This is a genomic window from Pseudoalteromonas sp. L23 (assembly GCF_021728455.1).
Taxonomy (GTDB): Bacteria; Pseudomonadota; Gammaproteobacteria; order Enterobacterales; family Alteromonadaceae; genus Pseudoalteromonas.
Genome location: NZ_JAKKCW010000003.1, coordinates 447,729 through 470,006 on the forward strand (window position 1 = coordinate 447,729; position 22,278 = coordinate 470,006).

Consider the following 22,278-nt stretch of genomic DNA (forward strand, 5'->3'; position numbering starts at 1 on the left):
ATTATTAGGTCATATGAGCCGAAAAAATGAGAGAGGTAGGATGGCTACAGCCCAATTAAAAAGCTTTAAGCCCAAGCGTAGTAGCAAAACAAACTTTTGGATTAGTCTTGGAATTGAAGACGCAAATATAGCGCGGACAGAAGCGGTACATCAGGGATTCAAGCCAAAGGTGTATCGCAATATTATAGAAATGACAAAGCTTTCTCAAAATGAATTTCACACCGTAACTCATATACCTGTTAGCACTATCAAGCGCCGACTTAAAAATGAAGAACGCTTTAGCACCCAAGAAAGCGACGCGATTTATAGGTTGGCTATGTTAATCAAGTTAGCTACCGAGTTATTCAATGATGAGAAAAGAGCATTAGAATGGATTCGTGAAAATGTCTATGGATTGAGTGGCAAGAGACCGCTCGATATGGTGTCAACTACGGTGGACTTTGAGATTGTAAAGGACCTTATAGGAAGAATTAAACACGGGGTTTTCTCATAATGAAGCTTTACCGTTTAACTCAAAAAAAGTTTGCGGACACGCCTTTTAGTCCCGAAGGCGCGAAGCTATATGGCGGTAGATGGAACTCTAAGGGAACAGAAGCTTTGTATTTCGCTGAATCAGAGTCGCTGTGCTCTCTAGAAGTATTTGTGCATGTAAATAATGATCCAAAGATAGTAGATCAATACGATCTTTACTGTATAGAGGTGCCGGATGAACTTATTGTAAAGCTTGACGAAGAGGATTTACCTAAAACTTGGAGAAGCATTCCTGCAGGTGAAGAAACACAGGAAATTGGTGATGAGTTTCTAAATGCAGTAAAGCCTCAATACGCTGCCCTACAGGTTCCATCAACCATTTCACCAAGAGATAAAAACTATGTTGTTAACCCGAATCACCCTGCAATGAAAGCAAGTTTTAAAAACCATGAGAAACTTGAGTTTGGATTTGATCCTCGAATTTTTAAATAGTCACGTAAAACTTGCCAAAAGAATAGTTTAGTCAATACAAGTATTAATAAGCTAGCTTTGTGAGGTAATAAGGTAATCTAGCCCTCAGTCGCTGATATCAAAATGTATCCTATATTTCTTATTCACCATTTTTAAACATTTTATCGGTGATTTCTTGGGTAGGCACTCACCCACCCCCTTTTTATTGAAAGGTTCTCTCCTTTGCCAACTACTCAACGCAAAATCGCAGTTAGTAAAATTAAGATCTGTAAAAGTAGGCAAAGTACATTAGTAACAATGATTGCCATTCGCTGAAATCTCAGCCCATACATCAGCCAAAAACTAAACACCAACACATACCCGATTAAAAACGTAAAGGACAAGTTGGTTGGGCCTTGGCGCTCAAGTTCGCTAAGTAGCTGGCCGAATAATGCGATAAAACCGATACCGCCGAAGAATACACCGGCGAAATCCCAGTAGGTATCTTTCGTTTGATAAAAGCCTGTCAGCCATGTTTTCATTCGCTTACTTCCTCTGATAAGTAGATATCCTGATAGTGATTGATACGGGCAACAATATGGTCGTGGTGAATTGTGCAAAAACGGTTAACCACGACTACGTCACAGCCTGCGCTAAGTGCGGATCTTACCCCTTGATCTGAGTCTTCAAATGCAAGACATTTAGAGGCTGCCACTCCCAATCGTTTGGCCGCCAATAAAAATGGCTCAGGGTGAGGCTTACCTTGCCCAACATCATCTGCGGTAATTAATATTTTAGGAATAGGTAAACCTGCTGTGGTGAGTCGTGCAATAGCATTGTGGCGATTTGCAGAAGTTGCAATGGCCCATTTGCGTTGCTGTGCTTTTATTTCGCTTAAAAACGATTTAGCTCCAGGAATGGCTGCTACGGTATGGGCAAGGTTGGCTTCAGCTTGTTCCAACAGCTCGACTTCATGCTGGCTATCTAAATGCGGAGTAAATTGTTCTATAAAGTCTTTGAAACGTGCACCTCGGCCCGTTGTTAATACCATTTCCAAATTGACATGATGTTTCTCACACCAAGGCGCGACGGCCTGTCGTACTGCAACTTCAGAATCAACAAGTGTGCCATCCATATCGAATATCAATCCCTGATAATGGTTCAGGTTGAGTGAATTAAGTGCCATTTTTACTCCTTATGATAATGTTTCATGCATAAACAGGCGTTTGTTGATATTAAATCGGCTTTACCGTGCATGTGTGTGCAAATAATACGCTTGTATCTCGATCTTTTTCAAGTAAAATTACGCAAAAACATGCAGGAACATGCAATGCTATTGGCAGAACGTCATCAATTCATTCTCGATCAGCTTAATTTACAAGGGCGGATCACCTCAGTGTCCTTGGCGCAAACGCTTGATGTGAGCGAAGACACAATCCGTCGGGATTTAAACAAACTGGCTGAGCTTAAGCTCCTGCGGCGTGTTCATGGTGGCGCTTTAGCGCTGCAGGATAATACTCCTGACTATATCGAGCGTTTAGATAAACCCGATACCAGTAAAATTCGTTATATTGAACCTGCCTTAGCGATGCTCGTGCCTGGACAAACGATAGTGATTGATTCTGGCGAGACGTGCCGTTATTTAGCACAACACTTACCTAAAAATATGCCGTTGACTGTGGTTACGGGTTGTCCACTGATCGCCAAAGAGTTGGCCTATCATTCGCTGGTGGATGTGATTGTATTAGGCGGTCCTATGTTTAAACCAGCAATGCGGGTGGTAGGCATGACGGCGATCGAAATGGTGAAACGGATCCGTTTTGATATTGTTTTTATGGGGATTTGCTCGTTCCATATTCACCACGGTTTTAGCGCGAGCTATATAGAAGAAGCGGAGATCCTTTCTGCTACTATTCGTCAGAGCGACCACACTGTGATTATGGGACCGAGTCATAAACTAGATAAAGTCGCTACTTATCAGATTGTTACAGCCAACGAAATTGACACAATTATTACCGATGAAGAAATCAATCCAAGCTTAAAAAAGCAGATTGAGTCGCTAGAGATAGCGCTTACTTTGGTCTAGGTTAGTTGCATTAGGTTAACAAGTTTATATCGGCTACTTAGCAGCTAGGGTAGCCGACTTACGGTCGAGCTAAACAGCTACATATCTAAGGTTTTAATAAGGTAAAAATATGATTGTTATAGAAACGTTCATTTTTGAATATGGCGCGTTTTAACACCGCTTCTTGCTCAAAACCTGACTTCTCTAGTAGCTTCATTGATGCATGATTGTCGTCAAATACGGCGGCAAAGATCCGTTCAATATTGGTCTCGTTAAATACCTCTGACGTAATGTGTAAAATGGCTTTATGAGTAATTCCTTTACGCCAATGGCTTTTTGCGAGCCAATAGCCTATTTCACCAGAACGCTCATATTCAAACCCGCCAGGGTTAACACCTATACAGCCGATAAGCTGCTGACCATCGCAAATCGCCCGAACATAGCCTTGTTTACTGCCTTCATTTACCCACCACATGGCATCTTGCTCGGTGTAAGGTTGCGGAATTTTTGTTGATAAATACCGAACGACATCGGGATCGTTCAAAATCACGACCATATTGTCAACATCATTGGCTTGGAACGGTCTTAGTTTGAACATTGAGCTCTCTTTCAATAAATTTAAACGTAAATTCATCAATAAGTTACCATTCCCTTTCGAGGTATACAATGCGTGCTTTGTGTAGAGAAAAGTAAGCTGAGGTTGATTGTCGTCATCGGACTTTATTTTGCGTATTTTGATTGCATTAAATAACGTTAATTATTTTATAGACGAGGAATGCACAATACTAACTTCAAGCCTTGCACCGCAAATTCTTCAACTGAGATTACCTAACCTGAACTCGGGATAAGAAGTTAGTTAACCTGAGCTGCGGATAATTAATGCCTTTCTAGCAGCCAGTTTTAGCGCTAACTGCGTTGAATTCACTTCCAATAGCCAGCTATTGGTGCGTAAATTCGCCTTGTTTTCCCTAAAACTCTCTGGCTAGATAAGGAGAAAACTAAGTTGTGCTTTAGCAACAATGAGTTGGAACATTCCTTATCCAAACCTCAGGTTAGTTAAGTTACTAAAATATCTAAGTTCAGCTTACCTATATTGTTTTTATTTTGTTTGCCCTAATAAAGAGAGTGAGATTACAAATTAATTGCAAAGGATTAGGAAGAAAAAACGATGGATAAAAATACCTTAATTGAATTGGTGACTGAGTACTTTAAAAAGATTGATGTTGGAGATTCAAGCTATTTAGACCTATTTCATGATGAAGTGACTTTCTTTTTTCCAAAGTTTGGTGACGCTGTTGGTAAGCAAGCATTACTTGAGTTTGGCGATAAAATTGGCAGCTCACTCAACAGCATTTGGCACGATATTGCGCATTTTAATTTCATTGTGTCTGGAAAAACAGTTGTTGTTGAAGGGCGCGAAGGCGGTGTGATGCGTGATGGTACGCACTGGCCTGATAATCAAATTTCATCTGGCCGTTTTTGTAGTGTGTTCGAATTCTCTGATAACTTGATCACAAGAATGCATATTTACGTTGATCCAGACTTCTCAAGCCAAGATAGTGATAGGATTTCAATATTATCGCGCTAATGTTGACTGTTTTGATAAAGAAAAGGATAGCTGATCTATGGTTTTCTCTGAAAGTGAAAAGAACACCTTACTGGCCCTCAAAGGAGTCGGCCCTACGGTAATAAAGCGTTTTGAAGAAATCGGTATTTGCAGTTTGAGTGAACTTGCGACTTATGAAGTTGAAGAAATAGCTGAGCGGGTCGCTTCTATGTTGCAAACAACTTGTTGGAAAAACAGCCCGCAGGCAAAAGCTGCCATTCAAGCTGCAATCACGAAAGCACGTAAGATGAACTAGCGTGTAAAGCCCCTTTACGGGGCTTATTCAAAGTAGTCTGGAAAACATATTATCTAGGCTTACTAAGCAACAGCTTCTACAAAGTTGAGGTCGAAACGTCCGTCCGGATCTTCTACTTTGATAAGCTCGTTAAGCGGTTTGTTTTTTAATGCCTTATTTTCAGCAAAGATGTCTAACAATAGTGGTTTTACTGCGTTTCCGCATAGCGCCTTGGCGAGTGCTTCATGAGAAAGCTTGAACAACAGATCCATATTCTCGTCCTCGTCTTCAACGAGTTCTATATCTTCCCAGCTCTCGAAAATGTCTCTCAGTTTACTGACTTCTGCGCAGTCATCTTCAAAGTCAGATAAGATGATAAACTCGTCTGAGGCAACGTTTTTATGTTGTTCAAAACGGCTTTCTGGCAGGCTATAGATATTCCAATTTACATCGTAATGCCAAAACTCAACAGATAACGACATATGAGAATAAGCGCTTTGATTTACATAAAATTTTAGTTCGTTGATGCGCCTTTTAATAAGTGTAATTAAAACGTTTTCGTAAGCTTCAATAAGCGTATTTTTATCAAACATAATGTATCCTAACTGCGGTCTTAAATGCTAAGACTACGTGCTCCTATATTTGTTCTCAGTATTAATTCCACTCTACTATGTAAATGTGAACTTTTGTTACTGGCGTTTGCTAAAAGGTAATTTATCCAAAACAGGTTAATTTAACCACCAGTGTAGAAAAAATGCCAGTCTCTGCCGAGCCAATATGGCTTTAAATTGACAGTGTACGTTTAGTCAAAATAAGCTTGCTGTTTCGTTGTATAGCCATCGCACGATAGGCCCTTTGCTTTGATCTCTGCGTTGCACGATACCCATTTCGACGACCAGCGGGTTAGGAATATGTTCGGTTGATAGCTCGACCAGTTCGTTCATGTACCATGGCGTGTTGACAACATGTTCAGGTACTAATGCCCAACCAACCCCTCTAATAGCTAAACCCATGATGTAATAGTAACTGTCAATATGCCAGTGGCTTGTAGATATGGCTTGTGACTGAGTATTACCAATGCGGTCACGTATAACGAGCTGCCGATGTTGGTTTAGCTCCTCAATGCTTGGAGCAGAATGTTGTGCAAGCGGGTGGTGAGGGGAGCAGATCAAGATTTGTTTAAAGCTGCTAATTGAGGTGAAATCCAGCGATTCTGGCAATGGTTTTTGGTGAAATAAAATGCCTATTTCTGCCCTTTTTGCGCTCACCCATTGTGCAATGTCGTCTTGGGAACCATTAATAATGGCTAATTTTAATAGCGGAAATTGCTGAGCTAATCGTTCAAACAATGATTCAAATGCGATGATGGGCACTGCTTCATCCATGGCAACGGTGAGAGACACCTCTTCGCCATTATTAAGAGAATTGGCTCTTGATTGCAGGCGCTGACACTGCATGAGCACCGCTTCAGCTTCTTTAAACAGATCGAGACCAGCTTGATTTAACACTGGCAGTCTGGCGGAGCGGTCAAAAAGTGCAAAACCTAGATCGGCTTCCAAATTGGCAATTGCGGTGCTGACCCGAGATTGTGCCTTCCCCAAGTGTCTTGCTGCAGCTGAAAATGACCCCAACCTGACGGCGGTAACAAAGGCTTCAAGTTGATCGAGTGTCCAATGCATAATGATTAACCTATCCGAATTTCGGATGGATACTAACTTTGACCAATCTCAATTACAAGGATAATAACGGTTTTTCTTGCTTAAGGATTTCATCATGCTGTTAGATTCAGCGAGCAAAACCCCCACAAAAGACACCAACGTTACCCGCACTTTTTGGCGTTATACCATCCCTGCCGTTGTCGCAATGATGGTCAATGGATTGTACCAAATCGTCGATGGTATTTTTATTGGTCACTACCTTGGTGCTCAGGGGTTGGCTGCTGTAAACCTTGCTTGGCCCATTATAGGGATCATTATTGGTTTTGGCGTTTTAATCGGGATGGGATCTGGCAGTTTGCTGTCGATATATCGTGGCGCTGGCGACAATACCGATGTGCAGCAGCTGATGGGCACTAGCTTTTGGCTCATCGCTATCTTGACTGTGGTTGCAATGACTGTCCTTGTATTATTCGGACCTACTTTGCTTGAGCTTCAAGGTGCATCGGGTGAACTTTTACATTCCAGTTTGGCCTACTTACAGGTATTGAATTGGGGAGCTGGGGTTACCATTGCGGCAGGTGCGTTGCCGTTACTACTAAGAAACAATGGTAAACCAGAATTGGCAACGGCTTTGCTGATTGTAGGGGCGCTCGGCAACATAGTGCTCGATTATTTTATGATTGTGGAAATGCAATGGCAACTTCCCGGTGCTGCACTTGCTACGCTGATTTCACAAGGGATAGTCGCACTTGCAGCGCTCTACTTTTTACTCACTTCTGGTGAAGAAAATAAACCCAAAGGTGCGTTTAATCAGCCCCTAGCCCTAGAAATACTAAAGCAAGGCGCAGCAGGATTGGTGATGTTTTTGTATTTTGGCTTTATCGTTGCGTTACATAACAAGCAGTTGCTGATATTTGCCAGTGAAGTTGAGGTGGCGGCCTTCGCTGTGGTTGGTTACCTTGGCGTTATTTACTATTTTATCGCAGAAGGCGTAGCGAATGGTGTCCAGCCGCCTATCAGTTATTATTATGGAGCAGGCCTTTACCAGCGCATTCACACTATGTTTAAGCTGGCGCTCAAAGTGAGCTTGGGTTTTGGTGTGATGATGGTAACTATGTTTTATCTGTTTCCGAAGGATGTACTTGGGCTCTTCAGTGAGGATTTGGCTTTGCTCAACGCGGCCGAGCGTGGTTTGCAGCTGCATCTATCCACGTTATTCTTGGATGGTTTTATATTTCTTACCTCGATGTACTTTGTTGCGGTAGGTAAAGGCGGTAAAGCGTTGGTTATTTCACTTGGAAACATGTTGGTGCAATTGCCGTTTTTATATTTATTGCCATTCTGGTTTGGTGTCGATGGGGTGTGGCTTGCGGTGCCTATCTCAAACATCACGTTAACCGTTATTATCATCCCTCTGCTTTGGCGTGATTTATATCAGTTAAAGCATGCAGATATGGAAGCTACGTCAGGTGATAAGCTGTGCGCTTAGTTGCATACTGCAGGCGCTTATTTTAAGCGCCTTCTTAGGGTTATCTTTGGCGTACGTAGTAATTTTTTACCACGCAATCTAAATATCTCACAGCATTCACATGTCTAAATTTAAGCGGTTCGTTTAATTTTCCGAATAAAGGTATTCCGCCACCTAAAATAGTTGGAATGGTCGTGATAATTAGCTCATCAATGAGATCTTGTTGAAGAAAGCTTTGTATGGTTTTTCCGCCATCAATGTAAAGGTTTTTAAAGCCCTGCTGAGCCAGTTGTTCGGCGATATCTGTCAGTTCACCCCGTACAAGCGATACCTTATCTGAAAAAACTTTTGGCACTTCTTTAAGCGTATTACTTAATACAAAAACAGGTTTATTGTATGGCCAGTCGCAATCAAATCCTTGGATTGTCTCAAAGGTATTACGTCCCATGATGATGGCATCTACGCGGGCCATAAAATCGGCGAACCCCAAGTCTGAACCTTCAGGGTTGGGTAAATCATGTAGCCAATCTAAGTGGTTGTTTTTATCCGCGATAAAGCCGTCTAGGCTTGCCCCAATATAGACGATGTTTGCCATTTTATACTCCAATTGAACCCTAAACTATTTCAAGATAAAATAAATTCTACACTGTAGAATTTATTTTATCTTAGCGAGAGTAAACAATGAGTGTCAAGGATAAGAAGCGTGGCCGACCGTTAGCGGAAGGTAAAGCACTAAGTCAGGAGCTGATCATACAAGCAGCCAAATTGCAGATGAAGGAAAGTAGAAAAGTGCCTAGTATTCGAGCGTTGGCGAGCAGCCTAAATGTCGATGCGATGGCAATTTATCACTACTTTAAAAACAAACAGGCTTTGCTCGAAGCTTTGACCTGCTCTTTAGTCGATGAAATATATGAACCTAGCTGCGATGAACAGTGGCAAACAGAGCTACAAAAGCTCAGTGTAAGTTATTTACAGCTACTCGACGACTATCCAGGGCTGTTAACTGTGCTGCTATCAATGGACTCAGTAGGTCCAGCTGAAGTGTTTCAAACCCGATTTGAGGTGATCACTCAAACGCTTGAATTACAGGGGCAGGCACAACAAGATGCGATTTGCTTACTGGTTGATTATTTACATGGTTTTGCACTTGCAATGGAGTGTCACCCAGATAGAGAAGCGTTAAATGTCTCGATGACAAACGGTACAATTGCACTAATTTGTAAAGCGATTGAGGCTTAATGTCATTGCGTTGTGGCGTTGTAAAGGGGCATTACAACACATAGAGGCGAAGTACCTGTTAGGGACGCTTGAGATAACGATTGGGAGTGGTACCGATTATTTCTTTAAAATCTCTAATAAGATGTGACTGATCGGTATAGTTCAACTGAGCAACAATGTCTGCCATTGTAGTCGCTTTGGATTCAAGCAGTGCAAGTGCTTGGTGCAAGCGGTACTTTCGAATTAGCCATTTAGGACTAAAACCGATGTAGTGTTGGCAAAGCCTTTGTATTTGTCGTATTGGCATGTCGCATTGTTTGGCAAGTTGCTCAACCGTAAAAATATCGCTGTGATCTTGCAAGGTGTTGAGAATACCTTCGGCCATAGCAGCACCTGTGCTTTGAGAGAGTGTAAACGACATTAAAAATTGTGATAGCACTTTTACCCGCTCTGCATCATCACTTGCCATGGTTAATGAAGAAACAAGCGAACTCGATGGCATATCGCAAAGATGCTGCAAAGAAAAGGTTTTATCGACACATGCCAAAGGAGTGATATCAAATTGTTCTACTAGGGCACCGACCCTAAATTTAACCCCCAAGAGCTGCCCTTTTCCATGCATTGTGTAATCGTATACTTTGCTTACAGGGCCAATAATTTTTATCTCATCGGTACTTAGCAGTAAATGAAAGTTGGGATCTGGTAAGTTTCGTTGTGTATGGGTTTTATTATCCGGCAAACACCAGTCGACAAACCAAAATTGCTCGACAAGACCTTTTAACTCTGTGCATGGGAAATACCGTCTAAGCTGGTAGTTTGGAGCGCTTTGTTGTTGGTGGAGTACACCGGTGACTGGACTAAGGTTAGATTTCATCGCTGCCTTGTTATGGATAGAGCTCATTGTTTGTTGTCGCGTTTTTACAATACCAATTTTAAATTGCGTGCTAGATTTAAAACAAGCTGCATGAAACTGCAGAGCAAGATCAAACTCTTTTACTATAAAATTAAGGGAAATGCGATGCAACTAACAGGTGTGTACGAAATTATCAATTGGCAAGAAACCACAGAAAAACAATTTGATGATGGTGCCAAACTCTCCAAAGCCGTGGTGAGCCTCAGTTACGAAGGCGAAATTGAAGGCAGTAGCGAAGTTTATTATCAGCTTCACTATGCCGAAGAAGGAGATGTTGAGTTTAATGGCTTTGAAGCAGTAATCGGGTGCTTTTCTGGGCAACAAGGCAAGGTTGTATTGATGCACGATGGTCGTTTTAAGCACGGTAAAGCACATAGTAATTTTACAGTGGTACAAAGCGATGTTGATGCTATTGCCGTGGGTGATAAAGGGTCGTTTGAGTCGACTGAGGGAAAAAGGGCAAACTACCAAATAACACATAACTGATAGCTTCAATGTTATTGCGCTAGGCTAAGTAGCGGTGTCTTCTTATGTCTAGCGTGTACAGCGCATCCACTAACTCCGCAAAGTGACTAATGACAACATCTGCTTGCTCTGCGTAGTGAGGTTTGTCATTAGGGGCAAACAAGCATGACGGCATGTTGGCGTTATGTGCCGCCTCTATATCGTAGAGGTAATCGCCAACATAAACACATTGATAAGGTGGCACTTGCCAGGTCTGAGCAACTTGCAGCAGCGCGGCTGGGTCTGGCTTGGCTGGCGCATCGTCCCTCGTTAAAATCAATGGAATTGGCAATCCCGCTGTTTTAAGCTTCAATCGCGCCGCTTTTGCAAAGTTTCTGGTCACAACGGCAAGCGGGATCCCCATTCTCGAAAGGTGCGCAACAGACTCCTTAACCCCAGGAATAACTTCACAGTGCTGTGCGTCACATAATTCATGTTGGTGGACGATGTTCATAGCCTCTTCACGCATGTAAGGTGAAGGCAATGTACTGATAAAACTGAGTAAGTCTTGCCCTACCGGACAGCCAATTTGCGCCCGAATAAGTGAGAAGTCGAGTTCAGATGTCACTAGTGTGCCATCTAGGTCAAAAATAATGCCTTTAACCGGTATCCTATCCATTTTTAATATCCTTTGGTTTCGCATGTGTACTGCGTAGCCCTACTTAAAGGTAGGTACGTAATTGAAGTTTGTAAAGATCAAGACGATGGAGTTTTGCTTTTGCGAGATGAGTGGCTCACTGATGGTAACGGTGAGCCACTTTTTAGTCTTTTCGAAGTTTTATGCGAGTTTGCGTAGTAGCCCTTGCGTGTTTTGTTTCATGGTGTTCGCCACCATAAAGTAACCAATCACAGCGACGAATGTTGCGCCAGTTGCAGGCCCTAATAGCCAAATATAGGGGTGCAAACGGCCATCCACATCGAATGTTTGAACTTGGATCACCAACAGTGCAATGTCACTGACCACGGCAGCTACCAGTCCTGCTAATCCGCCAAGTAATAAAAATTCATAAAGCGTGGCGAGTTTTATCAAACGACCTCTGGCACCGAGTGTGCGCAAGATAACGATTTCCTGCATACGTTCGGCAAGGCTTGCCTGAACTTGAGAAATGAGCACCAAAGAACCGCTGATAAGCACGATACTAAGTACAAAGCTAATCGCCAGTGAGACTTGAGAAATCATCGATTGTGCCTGTTTGAGCTGGCTCTGAATGTCGATCATACTAATTGTTGGATACGCTTTCAAAAACTGACTAATAACCTTAGTGTCTGCTATTTCAAGCTTGGCGGCAGTAAAGTAAGTCACAGGGAATTGGCCGGCGATTTTATCGTTGAATATCATCACAAAGTTAGGTTTCAGCGAGCCCCAATTGACACTACGTAAACTCGTCACTTTGGCTTCAATTGTTTGACTATTGATTAGGAAGCTAAGCGTGTCCCCCACTTTTATCCCTACCCGCTCGGCAAGCCCTTGAGCGACGGAAACTTGAAGCGCATCAGAGTCATCAAACCACTCGCCATCGACTACTTCATTACCCGCTGGCAATTCATCTAACCAAGTAAGATTGAGCTCGCGCCCTACCCCATCACGTGCATCTTCGTCTTTTTCTTCACCCTCTTGCAGTGAGACCCTGCGTGCAAACTCTTCGCCATTTAGCGCATTTACACGACCCAAAAAGACGGGATAAAAATGTTCATGCTTGATGCCACTTTCATCAAGTTTGCTTTGCATTGGCTGAATTTCTTGTTCCATTATATTGATAAAAAATGCATTGGGTGCGTCTTCAGGCACTTGCATCTGCCAATCCGAGATCATGTCATTTTTCAGCACCACTAAAAACAACATTAATTTGATAGCAAGAGCAAAGCTAATAAGCTGTACCGCATTTGCATTGGCACGTTTTTGCAGTGTGGCAATGGCAAGAGACCAACTTGAGCCCGGACTCAACCCTAGTTTTCTGCCCGCTGAAAATAATAGTCGTGAGATCACGTATAGCACGGCCATGAGTAGCAAGGTTGCGCCGAATAAAATCGCGGTGATCTTAATATCGCGACTAAATAGCCACATTAACCCGAAAATTGTTAATACTGAAAGCGCCATATGAATTCGACTAATCGCGATGGTGTCTCCAAGGTTGCGTCTTAGGACGCGCAGCGGCGGGATGTCAAATAAATCTAATAGTGGTTTTAATGAAAACATCATTGCGCATACCACACCCACGGCAATGCTCAACAGCCAAGGCCTAAACCCTGCTTCAGGCAGGGCCGTATCCATAAAGTTAATCAGGTAAGCGGCCCCAACACTTTGCAGCCCGTAACCGATAGCTAGACCGACTACAACGGAAAAAAAGGTCACTAAAGAAAGGTGTAAAAGATAAATACGGCGGATGGTTTTGCGACTACCTCCGAGCGTTTTCATCATGGCGACGGGATCATATTGGCGCTCACAGTAGCGCTTTGCAGAAACCGCCATCGCTACGGCAGCGAGCATGATCCCAAATAGTCCAGCAAGGAGCAAAAAGCTCTCTGAGCGAGCTAAGTTTTCACCTAAAGGTGATTGCCTATCTTTTATTCCCTGCCAAGATTGGTTGCTTTTGAGTTGTGGCTTGAGCCAAGTGTAGTACTCTCCCAGCTGCTGCTCTGAGCCCGAAAATAATAGTCGGTAGAATACTCGGCTCCCGGGTTGAATGGCTTTAGTCACCGCAATATCATCATGATTAATAAGGACGCGTTTGTTCCCCGCCAGCGAGAAGAAAGGGGCATCAGGCTCGCTAATAAGCACCTTACTCACTGTAAACAGCCCTGCCCCTATTTCTACCACATCGCCAATTTTAAGGCCAAGGGAATAAAACAAGCCTTCGCTGAGCCATACATTGCCCTTTTTCGGAGCGGCTTGAACTTGGTAATTCTCGCCATTAAGGCTATCTCTTAAAGTAAGTTTACCTCTAAGTGGATATGTATCTGTCACCGCTTTTAGCGCGCCAAGTATTAACTCATCGTTGGCAAATAACATCGAGTCAAAATACACTTGCTTGGCGGTATTTAAGCCAAACTCTCGTGCTGTGGTCAGTACTCGGTCGTCGAAATCATGGTTGCTCGAAAGCCGCCTGTCAGCAGCGATAAAGTCTGCGGATTTTTGTTCTAGATTCAAACGGATCCGCTCGGTAATGGAAGACAAGCTAAACACAGTCAATACTGCAAGCGCAATTGCAGCTAGGATGATGGTGAGCTCGCCTCGTCTAAATTCCCTAGAGAATAAAGTAAGTGCTAACTTAAACCACATTGACAGCCGCTCCTTGTTTTATTACTTCTAGTTTTCCAGCTTCAATATGAATGATGCGATCACACTGTTGAGCGAGTTGCTCATCATGGGTAACAAGCACCAAAGTGGTGCCATTCTCTTTGTTTAGGTCAAACAGCAAACGCTCGATAAGATGGCCGTTCTTGCTGTCTAAATTAGCCGATGGTTCGTCGGCGAATAGGATTTTGGGTTTGCCAACAAAGGCTCTGGCTATAGCCACTCGTTGCTGTTCGCCACCCGAAAGTTGTGAAGGATAGTGCGTTAGACGATGAGACAAGCCAACTTTTTCTAATAACTCTGTCGCTTGATTTTTTGCACCTTTGTCCCCAGCTAATTCAGCAGGAAGCATCACATTTTCAAGTGCTGTTAAGCTTTGCACTAACATAAATGACTGAAATACGAAGCCGACTTTTTCTGCTCGCAGTTGAGCTCGAGCTTCTTCATCCATTTTTTGTAATGATTCGCCATCTAAATGAACTTCTCCTTTGGATGCGATATCTAATCCGGCAAGCAAACTAAGTAAGGTTGACTTACCTGAGCCTGAAGCGCCAACGATAGCCACGGACTCACCTGACTTGACAGTGAAATCGATATCACTAAGGATAGTGAGATTACCTTCAACGGTAGAGACCTGTTTAGTAAGGCCTTTTACTTGGATCATATTTAACTGAGAAAGCACTGACATGAAGTACTATTTCCTAAAGTTGTTGTTCATACTTGTTATTGTAATGACGCCGTTAAGCGCAAATGCCAAGCAAAAACTCATGATAGTTGGTGATAGCTTAAGCGCCGCTTATGGCCTGAAACAAGATGATGGTTGGGTTAAATTGTTACAAAATAAATACGAAACAGAACAAAATCCGATCGAAATTATCAATGTTAGCGTTAGCGGTCAAACAACAGGTAATGCTGTGGCAAAAATAAATCAGCAATTGAAAACGATTTCGCCTACTCATGTATTAATCGAATTGGGTGGTAATGATGGCCTACGCGGATTTCCTGTAAAAAGGTTAAAGGCAAATCTCACACTGCTGGTGCAATCTAGCCAACAAGCAGGCGCCAACGTTGCCGTAATGGAAATCCAAATCCCCCCTAATTTAGGTCCTCGCTATACCAGTATGTTTACCGAGAGCTACCAACAAGTGACAGAGCAAACCGGTAGCTACCTAATGCCCTACTTTATGCTAGAAGTGGCGGCCAAACCGGAATTAATGCAAAGCGATAACTTACACCCCAACAAAGAAGCGCAACCTCTAATCCGCGACTTTATGTATCAAGAAATCAATCAATGGCTGGAAAAATAAGCATACAAAGCACAAAAAAACCCGCTAAGAGCGCGGGTTTGGGTGTGTTTTAGTTTGAAACTTTAACTTATTGCAGTAGTGCTTAATTAACTACATTGCGATTACTTGAAGTTTGCGATACTCGTTTTAGTCGCATCTACCGTTTTCCAAGCATATGATTGACCAACTACACCATAAGGCACGCCGCCAAGAGACCAGTTCGGGTTAGCAAAGTAGTCGTATTGTGTTGCATTACCAAATACATGTGGATAAGCCATGATACTAGCAAAGTTGTCTTGTACACCGTGGCCCATGCCATCAACGTATACACCACCGCTGGTGTCACCTTGTTTGCGTGAATGCGCTAGACCTTGGTTGTGACCAAGCTCATGTACAAAGGTTGTTGCACCACAATCGATACCTGTAATGCTGAACATACGGTTGCTCATGCTTGAATATAGGTTGCCATTGCTACCTTGACCTACCCAAGCTAGACCACATGTGATGTAGTTACCATTGCGCTCACCTGTACCAAGTACCGCAACCATATCTGCACGCCAAGTATTACGAAGGTTAGCTACATAGCTACTGTTAGTCACAGAATCTAACCAAGCACTCGTTGGTGTGATGTTGTAGTTACCTAAGTTTTGTGTACCTGCAAGACGTAGTTGCAGATCGATGCCATTTTGGCTGTAAACTTGGTTTGTAAACGCAATCAGCTGATTGATTTTAGTATTAATGTTTGACGTAGCAGCCGCAGATTGATCGGTATAAAGAATGCCGATATCGACGGTTACTGCTGATGCGCTTGCAGATAGAGCGAGTGCCGTTGCCAGCGATGCTGCCTTTACTGTTGTTTTCATTGTTTTTCCTTTCTTTTTAGTTAACGTTACTTTTGGGTTGAAAAATATCTTTCTTCACAGAAACTGAGTTATGGTCTGTTTCGTCATGGCTATCATGCGGATGTAGTTCTTCTTCTTTGTGGGAGCGGTATAAGTCTCGCTTGGCAGCAATCCAGCCAAATTGATCTTTTGATTCAAATACATAGTTGCCACTTGGGGCGGTAAGTTGACCATATACGGCGTCTTTGCCTACGGTTAAAACGGTGGTATGGAAACGACCATCAGCACCGGTTACCTTACCAAAAACACTTTTATCGCCGTTTTCCGCTAAAGATATGCCTGTCACTTCTGCTACAAATGACTCTTGTGTTTGCGGAATTAACAATTCAAAGTTATCACCGCCTTCTAATTCTCTTAGTGTAGGTAAGTCAAACTCAATATACGCTTCGTTGCTTAAATCTTGTGGTAAAACCTTTGCGGCTGAAAGCACTGCTTTTGCTTTATTTGATACCTTATTCACAGCGTAAAAGTCGTTGCCCTTTTGTATTGGCGTCGCTGTAGGGGTGACCTGCTCAGGGCTCGATTCAAGCGTCTCATGCTTTGGAGTTGCCTGGTTATCAGTTTCTAAGTTGTGTGAAGCTTGAATTAAATTTACCTGTGAAGGTTGAGCTTCTGGCATCATTTTCCAAAAGGCAATTCCAATAAAACCAATAAGTAATGCAACAATGAGCACTCGCATAATTCACCACGATGACGTTAATAAGTAGTGAAATACTATTCATGATGCGGCCTTCTTATCAACTTTTAATTTACTGAATGTTTTCATTGTTGATGGTTAAAATTAAATATCTTCATGATATATATGTATAAATGTCATTAACAAATCTTTACAATGTGAGCGTGTTAAGTGTGTTATGGCTTGTAATTGTCAAGCTAATGTAATCAAAGTGTGCTGTTTCAAAGTGTTTGATTGGATTAGCTTTATTTTTTGAAATAGCTGATAGTTTTATTATTTTTTGTCTGAAATAATGGTATTTCAATTTAATCTTTTTGATCTTCATCGATATTTTTATTCATAGTCCTGATGCGTGTGCAGGGTATTTTGCCATTTGTTTTGAAAATTGTAGTTTGACTTGATTAAGTAACTGATCTGGCGTGAGCTCTGTTGTATTGTCGATCGCAGGCATAATAACAAAAGTTTTACTGCGGTAGTCTATTGCCATAGGCACAATGGGGACTTCGGCGGATTGCGCAATGTAGATGAAGCCTTTTTTCCATTCTGGAGTGTATTTACGAGTTCCTTCTGGAGCTAAGCCCAAAATCAATTTGTCGCTGGCATTAAAAATATCGCGAACCTGCGTGACCATACCATGCGGTGTATCTCGCCTAACCGGAATTCCACCCCATTTGCGTAATAACCAGCCAAATGGTGGGGTAAAAATGGTGTGCTTGCCTAAAAAGCGAATTTCAACATCAAGTGCAAGCTTGACAGCAATGCCAATAAAAAAGTCCCAGTTTGACGTATGCGGCGCGACGGCTGCTACAAACTTTTCTTCACTTGGGAAGGTGCCAGCTATCTTCCATCCCATCATCTTAAGCATCAAGCTACCAAGCTTTCGACCAATCGGGCTGTTTGAGCGTGGGATATTGGGTGGAATATTGATCAAGGTAATGGCCTTCTTTATTTGTGTTATTTGTTGGTGGTGAATTCATTCTAGCTGAAAGTTCTAGGGCCTGTTGACCGTTGCTGCAAAAACAAACTTGAAAGATAGACAGGGCTTAGGCACTAAGCGCTGGTGTGCGATGTTATCGTATAAAACGAATTACTGATTAGGCTGATAAATCTACAAAAAACTAGTAGATCCCTTACTTACACATACCAATCCCAAATTAATTAACCAAAGCCGATAATTCAAGTGTCAGTAGTTTATCACGCTGGACTGGGCCTAGTTGGGCGATATGCACTGGTGGATAGGTTGCCAAGTATATTTGGCGTTAAACAGGGTATCCCTTGTGTGACCACTCAAGTTTGGGTTTTGAAGTTTTAAAGCTTTCCTATCCTCAAATTTGGCTTTTGCAATGGCTTCACGAGTAATTGGATGATTGAAAAATAGTCTATCAAACGAGCCGTCTTCTATTGCTTTGTTGAGGCCATAGCTAAGGCGTTCTTTGAGTCGACTATTATTTTTATTGACGAAAAAGTACATAGCAGTGGGATAACAAAACGCGAACCTAGACTCTACTACTGTGCTATCCATGCTTTGTAACTCTGTCCATGGTTCGTGAAGTGCGCGAGGGAAGAGCTCAAAGCGTTTTTCTTCTAACATCTTTGGTAGCAAAGAAGCCATGCTAGTGACTACAACAAAGCCATTTTTTTCGTAGATTGAAGTATCGGGCCAGTCGATACCACTACCAAGCGTGAAACTCATTAATTGGGCGGGAGAGTGAAGCAAAGAGAGTCTTTCTTCGGTATCTTTGTGGATGAGAAATAAACGCGCGCCCATCATTCCTTTTAGTAGCGGCACATATACCGTCGCTAAACTCTTTTCTCTTTTGATGGATGTCATACTCCAGTGAACATCTAAAAGCTTCCCTTGCTCCAAAATTTCTAAGGTGCGTCCTTGAGGGGTATGATCGAAAGAGTTTTCACTGAGTTGGTAAGCGCCATATTTATCGCGGCTCTTATTTAGAGCCAGCCTTAATAACGCGATGTAGTAGTCTTGTTTTGGATCTGCAAATTCTTTAGAGATGTTATAGCGCACTAAATCGTTTGCACAGACGCTAAATGACGTCAGTAATATGCAGGTCAACACCAGCTTTATTGAGGCTATCATTCCTTTTCCTCATCGTGCATTAAAAAGTATTCTTTAACTTTAGCGCAGAACTTGAGTTGATAAAGTAAAAAAGGCACCGGAGTGCCTTTTAACTTTAGCGAGTTAGATAACCTAAAACGTGACGCTTAGCCAATCATCATTACCATCAAAGTGCAACGACCTGACTTTTCCTTTGCCTTCAAAGTTTACTAAATTGACTTGTTCTGACCACACATCTCTGAGTGCATTATGGCGCATTTTAAGTTCATTTATTGGTGAGAACAGCGGTGTTTCTTGATATACCCAAAAAAATTGGCCATCAATTTCCGCACCAACCAAATTTAAGGGCAGCACTTTACCTGCGCCTGTTTTTAATTCAACGCGCTTACTGACATAATTCGCAAAGCTTACTCTATCAGCAACATTGTTAAATATATCGGCATTGTGACTAAATAGGCTCTCTACCGCATGCTCAGTATCATGGAGATAGAATCTGTGCATGATTTCGATATTACCACTGCGTTCGTTAAATAACACCGTGGTGACCGCTGCTTTTAATTGGTGCGCTTGACAAAGCGGTGAAATCAGCACAAATAAACAGGCTAAGCGCCAGGTTTTCATTAGTTATCCTTTTTCTCTTCAAGTGGTTTTAGCTCGGCTTTAACGTCTTGCATGATATCGCGATACACTTTACCTTCACGTTCTTTCTTTTTATAGAGCTCTAGGCGAGATTCTATAATGCGTCTTGGGTAATGGTTATTCTCAATATCAACGTCAGCAGTTTCCCACCGCGGGTCAACGGTCACGGACGCAAGCGGTTTATCTTTATCTGTAATAATTAGCTTGCTGACGTTACGGGCATTGCGACGCCAAATCTCGGCAGGGATAGTCCGCTCTTCTTTGCTACCATCTTGGTACGTGAGCTCAAGTAAGATTGGCATCACGAGTCCACCGACATTACTAAACTTAAGTACGTAATAGTTTTTGTCTTCTTTTACCGCGCGCTCAAGAGTACGTTTTTCCCAAGGTTTAAGCTCAGATAAAAACTCACGATACTCATTTCGTTCTTCATTGGTTACCGTAAACTGGTCATTATTATCGTAAAAGTCTGTTATGTCTTGGTTTTTATCAATCCAAAGTGCGCGCCCTTGTTCTTGATTGCGTTTGACGAATAACGACATTGGTTTGTTCTTTTCAAACTCTCGTAGGCGGCCAAAATCGATGTCTGGGTTTTTGGTGTCCAACCGCAATTGATAGATTTTATCTAATGAGATATCGACATGATCTGTGCTGTAAAACCAGCCACGCCAGAACCAATCTAAATCGACCCCAGAAGCTTCCTCCATCGTTCTAAAGAAATCTGCTGGCGTTGGGCGTTTATATTTCCAGCGTAGGGCATATTCTTTAAATGCAAAATCGAATAGCTCACGGCCTAAAATCACCTCGCGCAGAATATTAAGCGCTGCAGCAGGTTTCGTGTAGGCATTTGGGCCTAAGTGCAATACGCTGTCTGATTGCGTCATGATTGGAGACTGATCTTCAGATTTCATGTAGGCAGCAACATCTCTTGGCTCAACGCCCCAAGGAATGGTGGGATCCCATTCGCGGCCAGCAACGCCATCTAAAAAGCTATTGAGGCCCTCATCCATCCATGTCCACTGGCGCTCGTCTGAGTTGACTATCATAGGGAAGTAGATGTGCCCTACTTCGTGAATGACAACGCCGATTAAAAAACGTTTCTCGGCCAGTGAATAGGTGCGAGAGCCATCATCTTGCAATTTCGTACGAGGACCATTGAAAGTGATCATCGGATATTCCATCCCACCGACAGGACCATTTACTGATTGCGCGGTTGGATAGGGGTAATCAAACGAGAAGCGTGAATAGACTTCCATGGTATGAATAACGGCTTCGGTGGAGTACTTTTTCCACAAGTCTCCCCCCTCTTTGGGGAAAAATGACATGGCCATCACGAGAGGCTGCTCGTCACCACCTTGCTGATAGCCTTTAGCATCCCACATAAATTTACGTGATGAAGCCCAAGCAAAATCTCGCACATTCTTGGCCTTAAAGCGCCACGTTTTGGTGTCGTCTGTACCCGCTTTTTCGTTCTCTAGTGCTTCTTCTTCAGTAACGACGAATACCGGGCGTTTTGCTGTTTTTGCTTGCGCTAGTCTGTCACGCTGGGTTTTGCTCAGAACTTGCTTTGGGTTATCTAACTCACCGGTTGCAGAAACGATATGATCGGCCGGCACCGTGATTTCAACGTCGTAGTCACCAAACTCGAGCGTGAATTCACCACTGCCAAGAAACGCCTTGTTGGTCCAAGCTTCATAATCTGTATACGCCGTTAGGCGAGGGAACCATTGCGCGAGCAAAAAGATGTCATTACCGTCTTTTTCAAAGTGCTCATAACCCGAACGTGCGCCAACGGCATCTTCTTCAACAATATTAAAGGCGAAGTCCATACTAAATTGTAGATCTTTACCTGATTTGAGTGGTTCGTTTAGGTCAACACGCATCATGGTATCAACAATCGTGACCTTGAGCGGTTTACCGCGACCGTCCTTGACATTATTGATGATAAAACCAAGCTCAGTGTCATCCATAAACTGCTGGCGTCTGAGTTGATTTAGTGAAATTTTTGCATGTTTTGTAACCGGATTACTCTGTAATTCGTTCCCAAAAGTTGCAGTGCGTTCAGCAATTGAATCATTTTTGAAGATATTTTGGTCTAATTGTAGCCATAAATATTTGAGGGTGTGAGGAGAGTTATTTTTGTAATGTATGGTCTGCGTAGCGGTTAACCTTTTGGCTTTCTCGTCCAAGTTTACATCAATATCATAATCCACCTTTTGTTGCCAATAACGCTCTCCGGGCTCACCGGCTGCGCTGCGGTAGATATTTGGGGTCGGTAAAGTCTCATCTAATTGGCGAAACTTATCTTCAAAATGCCCTTTGGTTTGCGAAATGGCGCTGGCGTGTGCGACACCGGATAGCGCTAGTGCAACCAATAAAGGCATGGCTGGTGTTGATTTTTTCATTGTTATTTCCCATTTTATCGTGCCAAAGCATTGACCAATAAACATTTTTATTTCAGTTTTTGCTCGGAGTGAGTAGAGGGGATTTGCATGGTGACAAAGGAAGACAAATAAAACCTTCTACGTGTCAATAAACTGACAAATAAAAACACATAAATCAAAGTTTTGAGATAAAGTAACAAGATTTAGGCACGACTGAAATTACGCTGTTTTGAGTGTTTTTTAATCTGTTGTTTTTGATAGAAAAAATACAATGCTCAAAAAAATTAATTTGTATGCCAAAAAGGTATTTTGCTGGGTTATTGTCTACATTTTATAAATAAATAAAGAAAACAAAATTAGTTGTTGATATTGACCCAAGTTTGTCTTTAAAATCGCGCACTTTACAATCTATGGGTAAAACTGGCGTTAGT

25 protein-coding genes are annotated in these 22,278 nt (G+C 42.4%); 9 read left to right on the plus strand and 16 right to left on the minus strand.

Annotation, left to right across the window (positions count from 1 at the left end):
- Positions 1–40: 40 nt before the first annotated feature.
- Together L3V43_RS08460 and L3V43_RS08465 are read left to right on the plus strand one after the other, a co-directional pair.
- On the plus strand, positions 41–493 hold the full coding sequence (locus L3V43_RS08460; protein ID WP_010376128.1) for an antitoxin Xre/MbcA/ParS toxin-binding domain-containing protein: 453 nt from the start codon (positions 41–43) through the stop codon (positions 491–493).
- Positions 493–963: an RES family NAD+ phosphorylase gene (locus L3V43_RS08465; RefSeq protein WP_069021034.1), complete on the plus strand. Its 471-nt coding sequence runs from the start codon at positions 493–495 to the stop codon at positions 961–963. Before L3V43_RS08460 ends, L3V43_RS08465 begins: the two co-directional genes overlap by 1 nt.
- 212 nt (positions 964–1,175) lie before the next feature.
- On the opposite strand, the gene L3V43_RS08470 is transcribed toward L3V43_RS08465, so the two are convergent.
- Together L3V43_RS08470 and L3V43_RS08475 are read right to left on the minus strand one after the other, a co-directional pair.
- Positions 1,176–1,463: a hypothetical protein gene (locus L3V43_RS08470; RefSeq protein WP_019647463.1), complete on the minus strand. Its 288-nt coding sequence runs from the start codon at positions 1,461–1,463 to the stop codon at positions 1,176–1,178.
- Entirely contained in the window at positions 1,460–2,107 is a 648-nt protein-coding gene (locus L3V43_RS08475; RefSeq protein ID WP_174169129.1) for an HAD-IA family hydrolase, read from the minus strand. Before L3V43_RS08475 ends, L3V43_RS08470 begins: the two co-directional genes overlap by 4 nt.
- A gap of 144 nt (positions 2,108–2,251) precedes the next feature.
- Between L3V43_RS08475 and L3V43_RS08480 the strand changes: the two genes are divergently transcribed.
- The gene (locus tag L3V43_RS08480; RefSeq protein WP_010605574.1) at positions 2,252–3,007 is read left to right on the plus strand and encodes a DeoR/GlpR family DNA-binding transcription regulator; all 756 of its coding nucleotides are present in this window, start codon (positions 2,252–2,254) and stop codon (positions 3,005–3,007) included.
- A gap of 85 nt (positions 3,008–3,092) precedes the next feature.
- Here L3V43_RS08480 and L3V43_RS08485 read toward each other — a convergent pair whose 3' ends face one another.
- Entirely contained in the window at positions 3,093–3,584 is a 492-nt protein-coding gene (locus L3V43_RS08485) for a GNAT family N-acetyltransferase (protein ID WP_029215811.1), read from the minus strand.
- 570 nt (positions 3,585–4,154) lie between these two features.
- Here L3V43_RS08485 and L3V43_RS08490 point away from each other — a divergent pair.
- Both L3V43_RS08490 and L3V43_RS08495 read left to right on the plus strand, forming a co-directional pair.
- A complete protein-coding gene (locus L3V43_RS08490; RefSeq protein ID WP_010605576.1) occupies positions 4,155–4,574 on the plus strand; it encodes a nuclear transport factor 2 family protein in 420 nt (139 codons plus the stop codon).
- A gap of 37 nt (positions 4,575–4,611) precedes the next feature.
- Positions 4,612–4,848, plus strand: a complete 237-nt coding sequence (locus L3V43_RS08495; protein ID WP_010605577.1) for a helix-hairpin-helix domain-containing protein — start codon at positions 4,612–4,614, stop codon at positions 4,846–4,848.
- A 62-nt stretch (positions 4,849–4,910) separates the two neighbouring features.
- On the opposite strand, the gene L3V43_RS08500 is transcribed toward L3V43_RS08495, so the two are convergent.
- Both L3V43_RS08500 and L3V43_RS08505 read right to left on the minus strand, forming a co-directional pair.
- On the minus strand, positions 4,911–5,420 hold the full coding sequence (locus tag L3V43_RS08500; protein ID WP_102058171.1) for a hypothetical protein: 510 nt from the start codon (positions 5,418–5,420) through the stop codon (positions 4,911–4,913).
- 213 nt (positions 5,421–5,633) lie between these two features.
- A complete protein-coding gene (locus tag L3V43_RS08505; protein WP_237116223.1) occupies positions 5,634–6,506 on the minus strand; it encodes a LysR family transcriptional regulator in 873 nt (290 codons plus the stop codon).
- Between the two features lie 94 nt (positions 6,507–6,600).
- On the opposite strand from L3V43_RS08505, the gene L3V43_RS08510 reads away from it, so the two are divergent.
- Entirely contained in the window at positions 6,601–7,974 is a 1,374-nt protein-coding gene (locus L3V43_RS08510) for an MATE family efflux transporter (protein ID WP_237116222.1), read from the plus strand.
- 40 nt (positions 7,975–8,014) lie between these two features.
- On the opposite strand, the gene L3V43_RS08515 is transcribed toward L3V43_RS08510, so the two are convergent.
- The gene (locus L3V43_RS08515; protein ID WP_102058174.1) at positions 8,015–8,548 is read right to left on the minus strand and encodes a dihydrofolate reductase family protein; all 534 of its coding nucleotides are present in this window, start codon (positions 8,546–8,548) and stop codon (positions 8,015–8,017) included.
- Positions 8,549–8,634: 86 nt separating this feature from the next.
- Here L3V43_RS08515 and L3V43_RS08520 point away from each other — a divergent pair, with 86 nt between their 5' ends.
- Entirely contained in the window at positions 8,635–9,192 is a 558-nt protein-coding gene (locus tag L3V43_RS08520) for a TetR/AcrR family transcriptional regulator (RefSeq protein WP_102058175.1), read from the plus strand.
- Positions 9,193–9,250: 58 nt separating this feature from the next.
- On the opposite strand, the gene L3V43_RS08525 is transcribed toward L3V43_RS08520, so the two are convergent.
- Complete coding sequence (locus L3V43_RS08525) at positions 9,251–10,045, minus strand: helix-turn-helix domain-containing protein (RefSeq protein ID WP_237116221.1); 795 nt, start codon at positions 10,043–10,045, stop codon at positions 9,251–9,253.
- A gap of 144 nt (positions 10,046–10,189) precedes the next feature.
- Between L3V43_RS08525 and L3V43_RS08530 the strand changes: the two genes are divergently transcribed.
- Positions 10,190–10,570 carry a DUF3224 domain-containing protein gene (locus tag L3V43_RS08530; protein ID WP_102058177.1) on the plus strand — a complete coding sequence of 127 codons (381 nt, stop codon included), beginning with the start codon at positions 10,190–10,192 and terminating at the stop codon, positions 10,568–10,570.
- A gap of 19 nt (positions 10,571–10,589) precedes the next feature.
- Here the strand turns inward: L3V43_RS08530 and L3V43_RS08535 are convergent, their stop codons facing one another.
- The 3 genes from L3V43_RS08535 to L3V43_RS08545 all read right to left on the minus strand — a co-directional run bounded on the left by L3V43_RS08535 (position 10,590) and on the right by L3V43_RS08545 (position 14,571).
- Entirely contained in the window at positions 10,590–11,207 is a 618-nt protein-coding gene (locus tag L3V43_RS08535) for an HAD-IA family hydrolase (RefSeq protein WP_237116220.1), read from the minus strand.
- Positions 11,208–11,366: 159 nt separating this feature from the next.
- Positions 11,367–13,868, minus strand: a complete 2,502-nt coding sequence (locus L3V43_RS08540; protein ID WP_237116219.1) for an FtsX-like permease family protein — start codon at positions 13,866–13,868, stop codon at positions 11,367–11,369.
- On the minus strand, positions 13,858–14,571 hold the full coding sequence (locus tag L3V43_RS08545) for an ABC transporter ATP-binding protein (RefSeq protein WP_010376092.1): 714 nt from the start codon (positions 14,569–14,571) through the stop codon (positions 13,858–13,860). The genes L3V43_RS08540 and L3V43_RS08545 overlap by 11 nt, the downstream gene beginning before the upstream one ends.
- On the opposite strand from L3V43_RS08545, the gene L3V43_RS08550 reads away from it, so the two are divergent.
- Positions 14,570–15,190, plus strand: coding sequence for an arylesterase (locus L3V43_RS08550; RefSeq protein ID WP_010605587.1), 621 nt, complete (start codon positions 14,570–14,572; stop codon positions 15,188–15,190). The two genes, L3V43_RS08545 and L3V43_RS08550, sit on opposite strands and share 2 nt — an antisense overlap.
- 101 nt (positions 15,191–15,291) lie before the next feature.
- Here L3V43_RS08550 and L3V43_RS08555 read toward each other — a convergent pair whose 3' ends face one another.
- The 6 genes from L3V43_RS08555 to L3V43_RS08580 all read right to left on the minus strand — a co-directional run bounded on the left by L3V43_RS08555 (position 15,292) and on the right by L3V43_RS08580 (position 21,868).
- Positions 15,292–16,032 carry a reprolysin-like metallopeptidase gene (locus tag L3V43_RS08555; RefSeq protein WP_010605588.1) on the minus strand — a complete coding sequence of 247 codons (741 nt, stop codon included), beginning with the start codon at positions 16,030–16,032 and terminating at the stop codon, positions 15,292–15,294.
- A gap of 16 nt (positions 16,033–16,048) precedes the next feature.
- On the minus strand, positions 16,049–16,750 hold the full coding sequence (locus L3V43_RS08560) for a hypothetical protein (RefSeq protein ID WP_102058179.1): 702 nt from the start codon (positions 16,748–16,750) through the stop codon (positions 16,049–16,051).
- A 334-nt stretch (positions 16,751–17,084) separates the two neighbouring features.
- Complete coding sequence (locus L3V43_RS08565) at positions 17,085–17,678, minus strand: 1-acyl-sn-glycerol-3-phosphate acyltransferase (protein WP_206471867.1); 594 nt, start codon at positions 17,676–17,678, stop codon at positions 17,085–17,087.
- Between the two features lie 279 nt (positions 17,679–17,957).
- Complete coding sequence (locus L3V43_RS08570; protein WP_010605591.1) at positions 17,958–18,845, minus strand: hypothetical protein; 888 nt, start codon at positions 18,843–18,845, stop codon at positions 17,958–17,960.
- 111 nt (positions 18,846–18,956) lie between these two features.
- Positions 18,957–19,445 (minus strand): DUF6702 family protein, encoded by a 489-nt coding sequence (locus L3V43_RS08575; RefSeq protein ID WP_010605592.1) that lies wholly within the window; start codon positions 19,443–19,445, stop codon positions 18,957–18,959.
- Positions 19,445–21,868: a M1 family metallopeptidase gene (locus L3V43_RS08580; RefSeq protein ID WP_174169116.1), complete on the minus strand. Its 2,424-nt coding sequence runs from the start codon at positions 21,866–21,868 to the stop codon at positions 19,445–19,447. The genes L3V43_RS08575 and L3V43_RS08580 overlap by 1 nt, the downstream gene beginning before the upstream one ends.
- Positions 21,869–22,278: the final 410 nt, after the last annotated feature.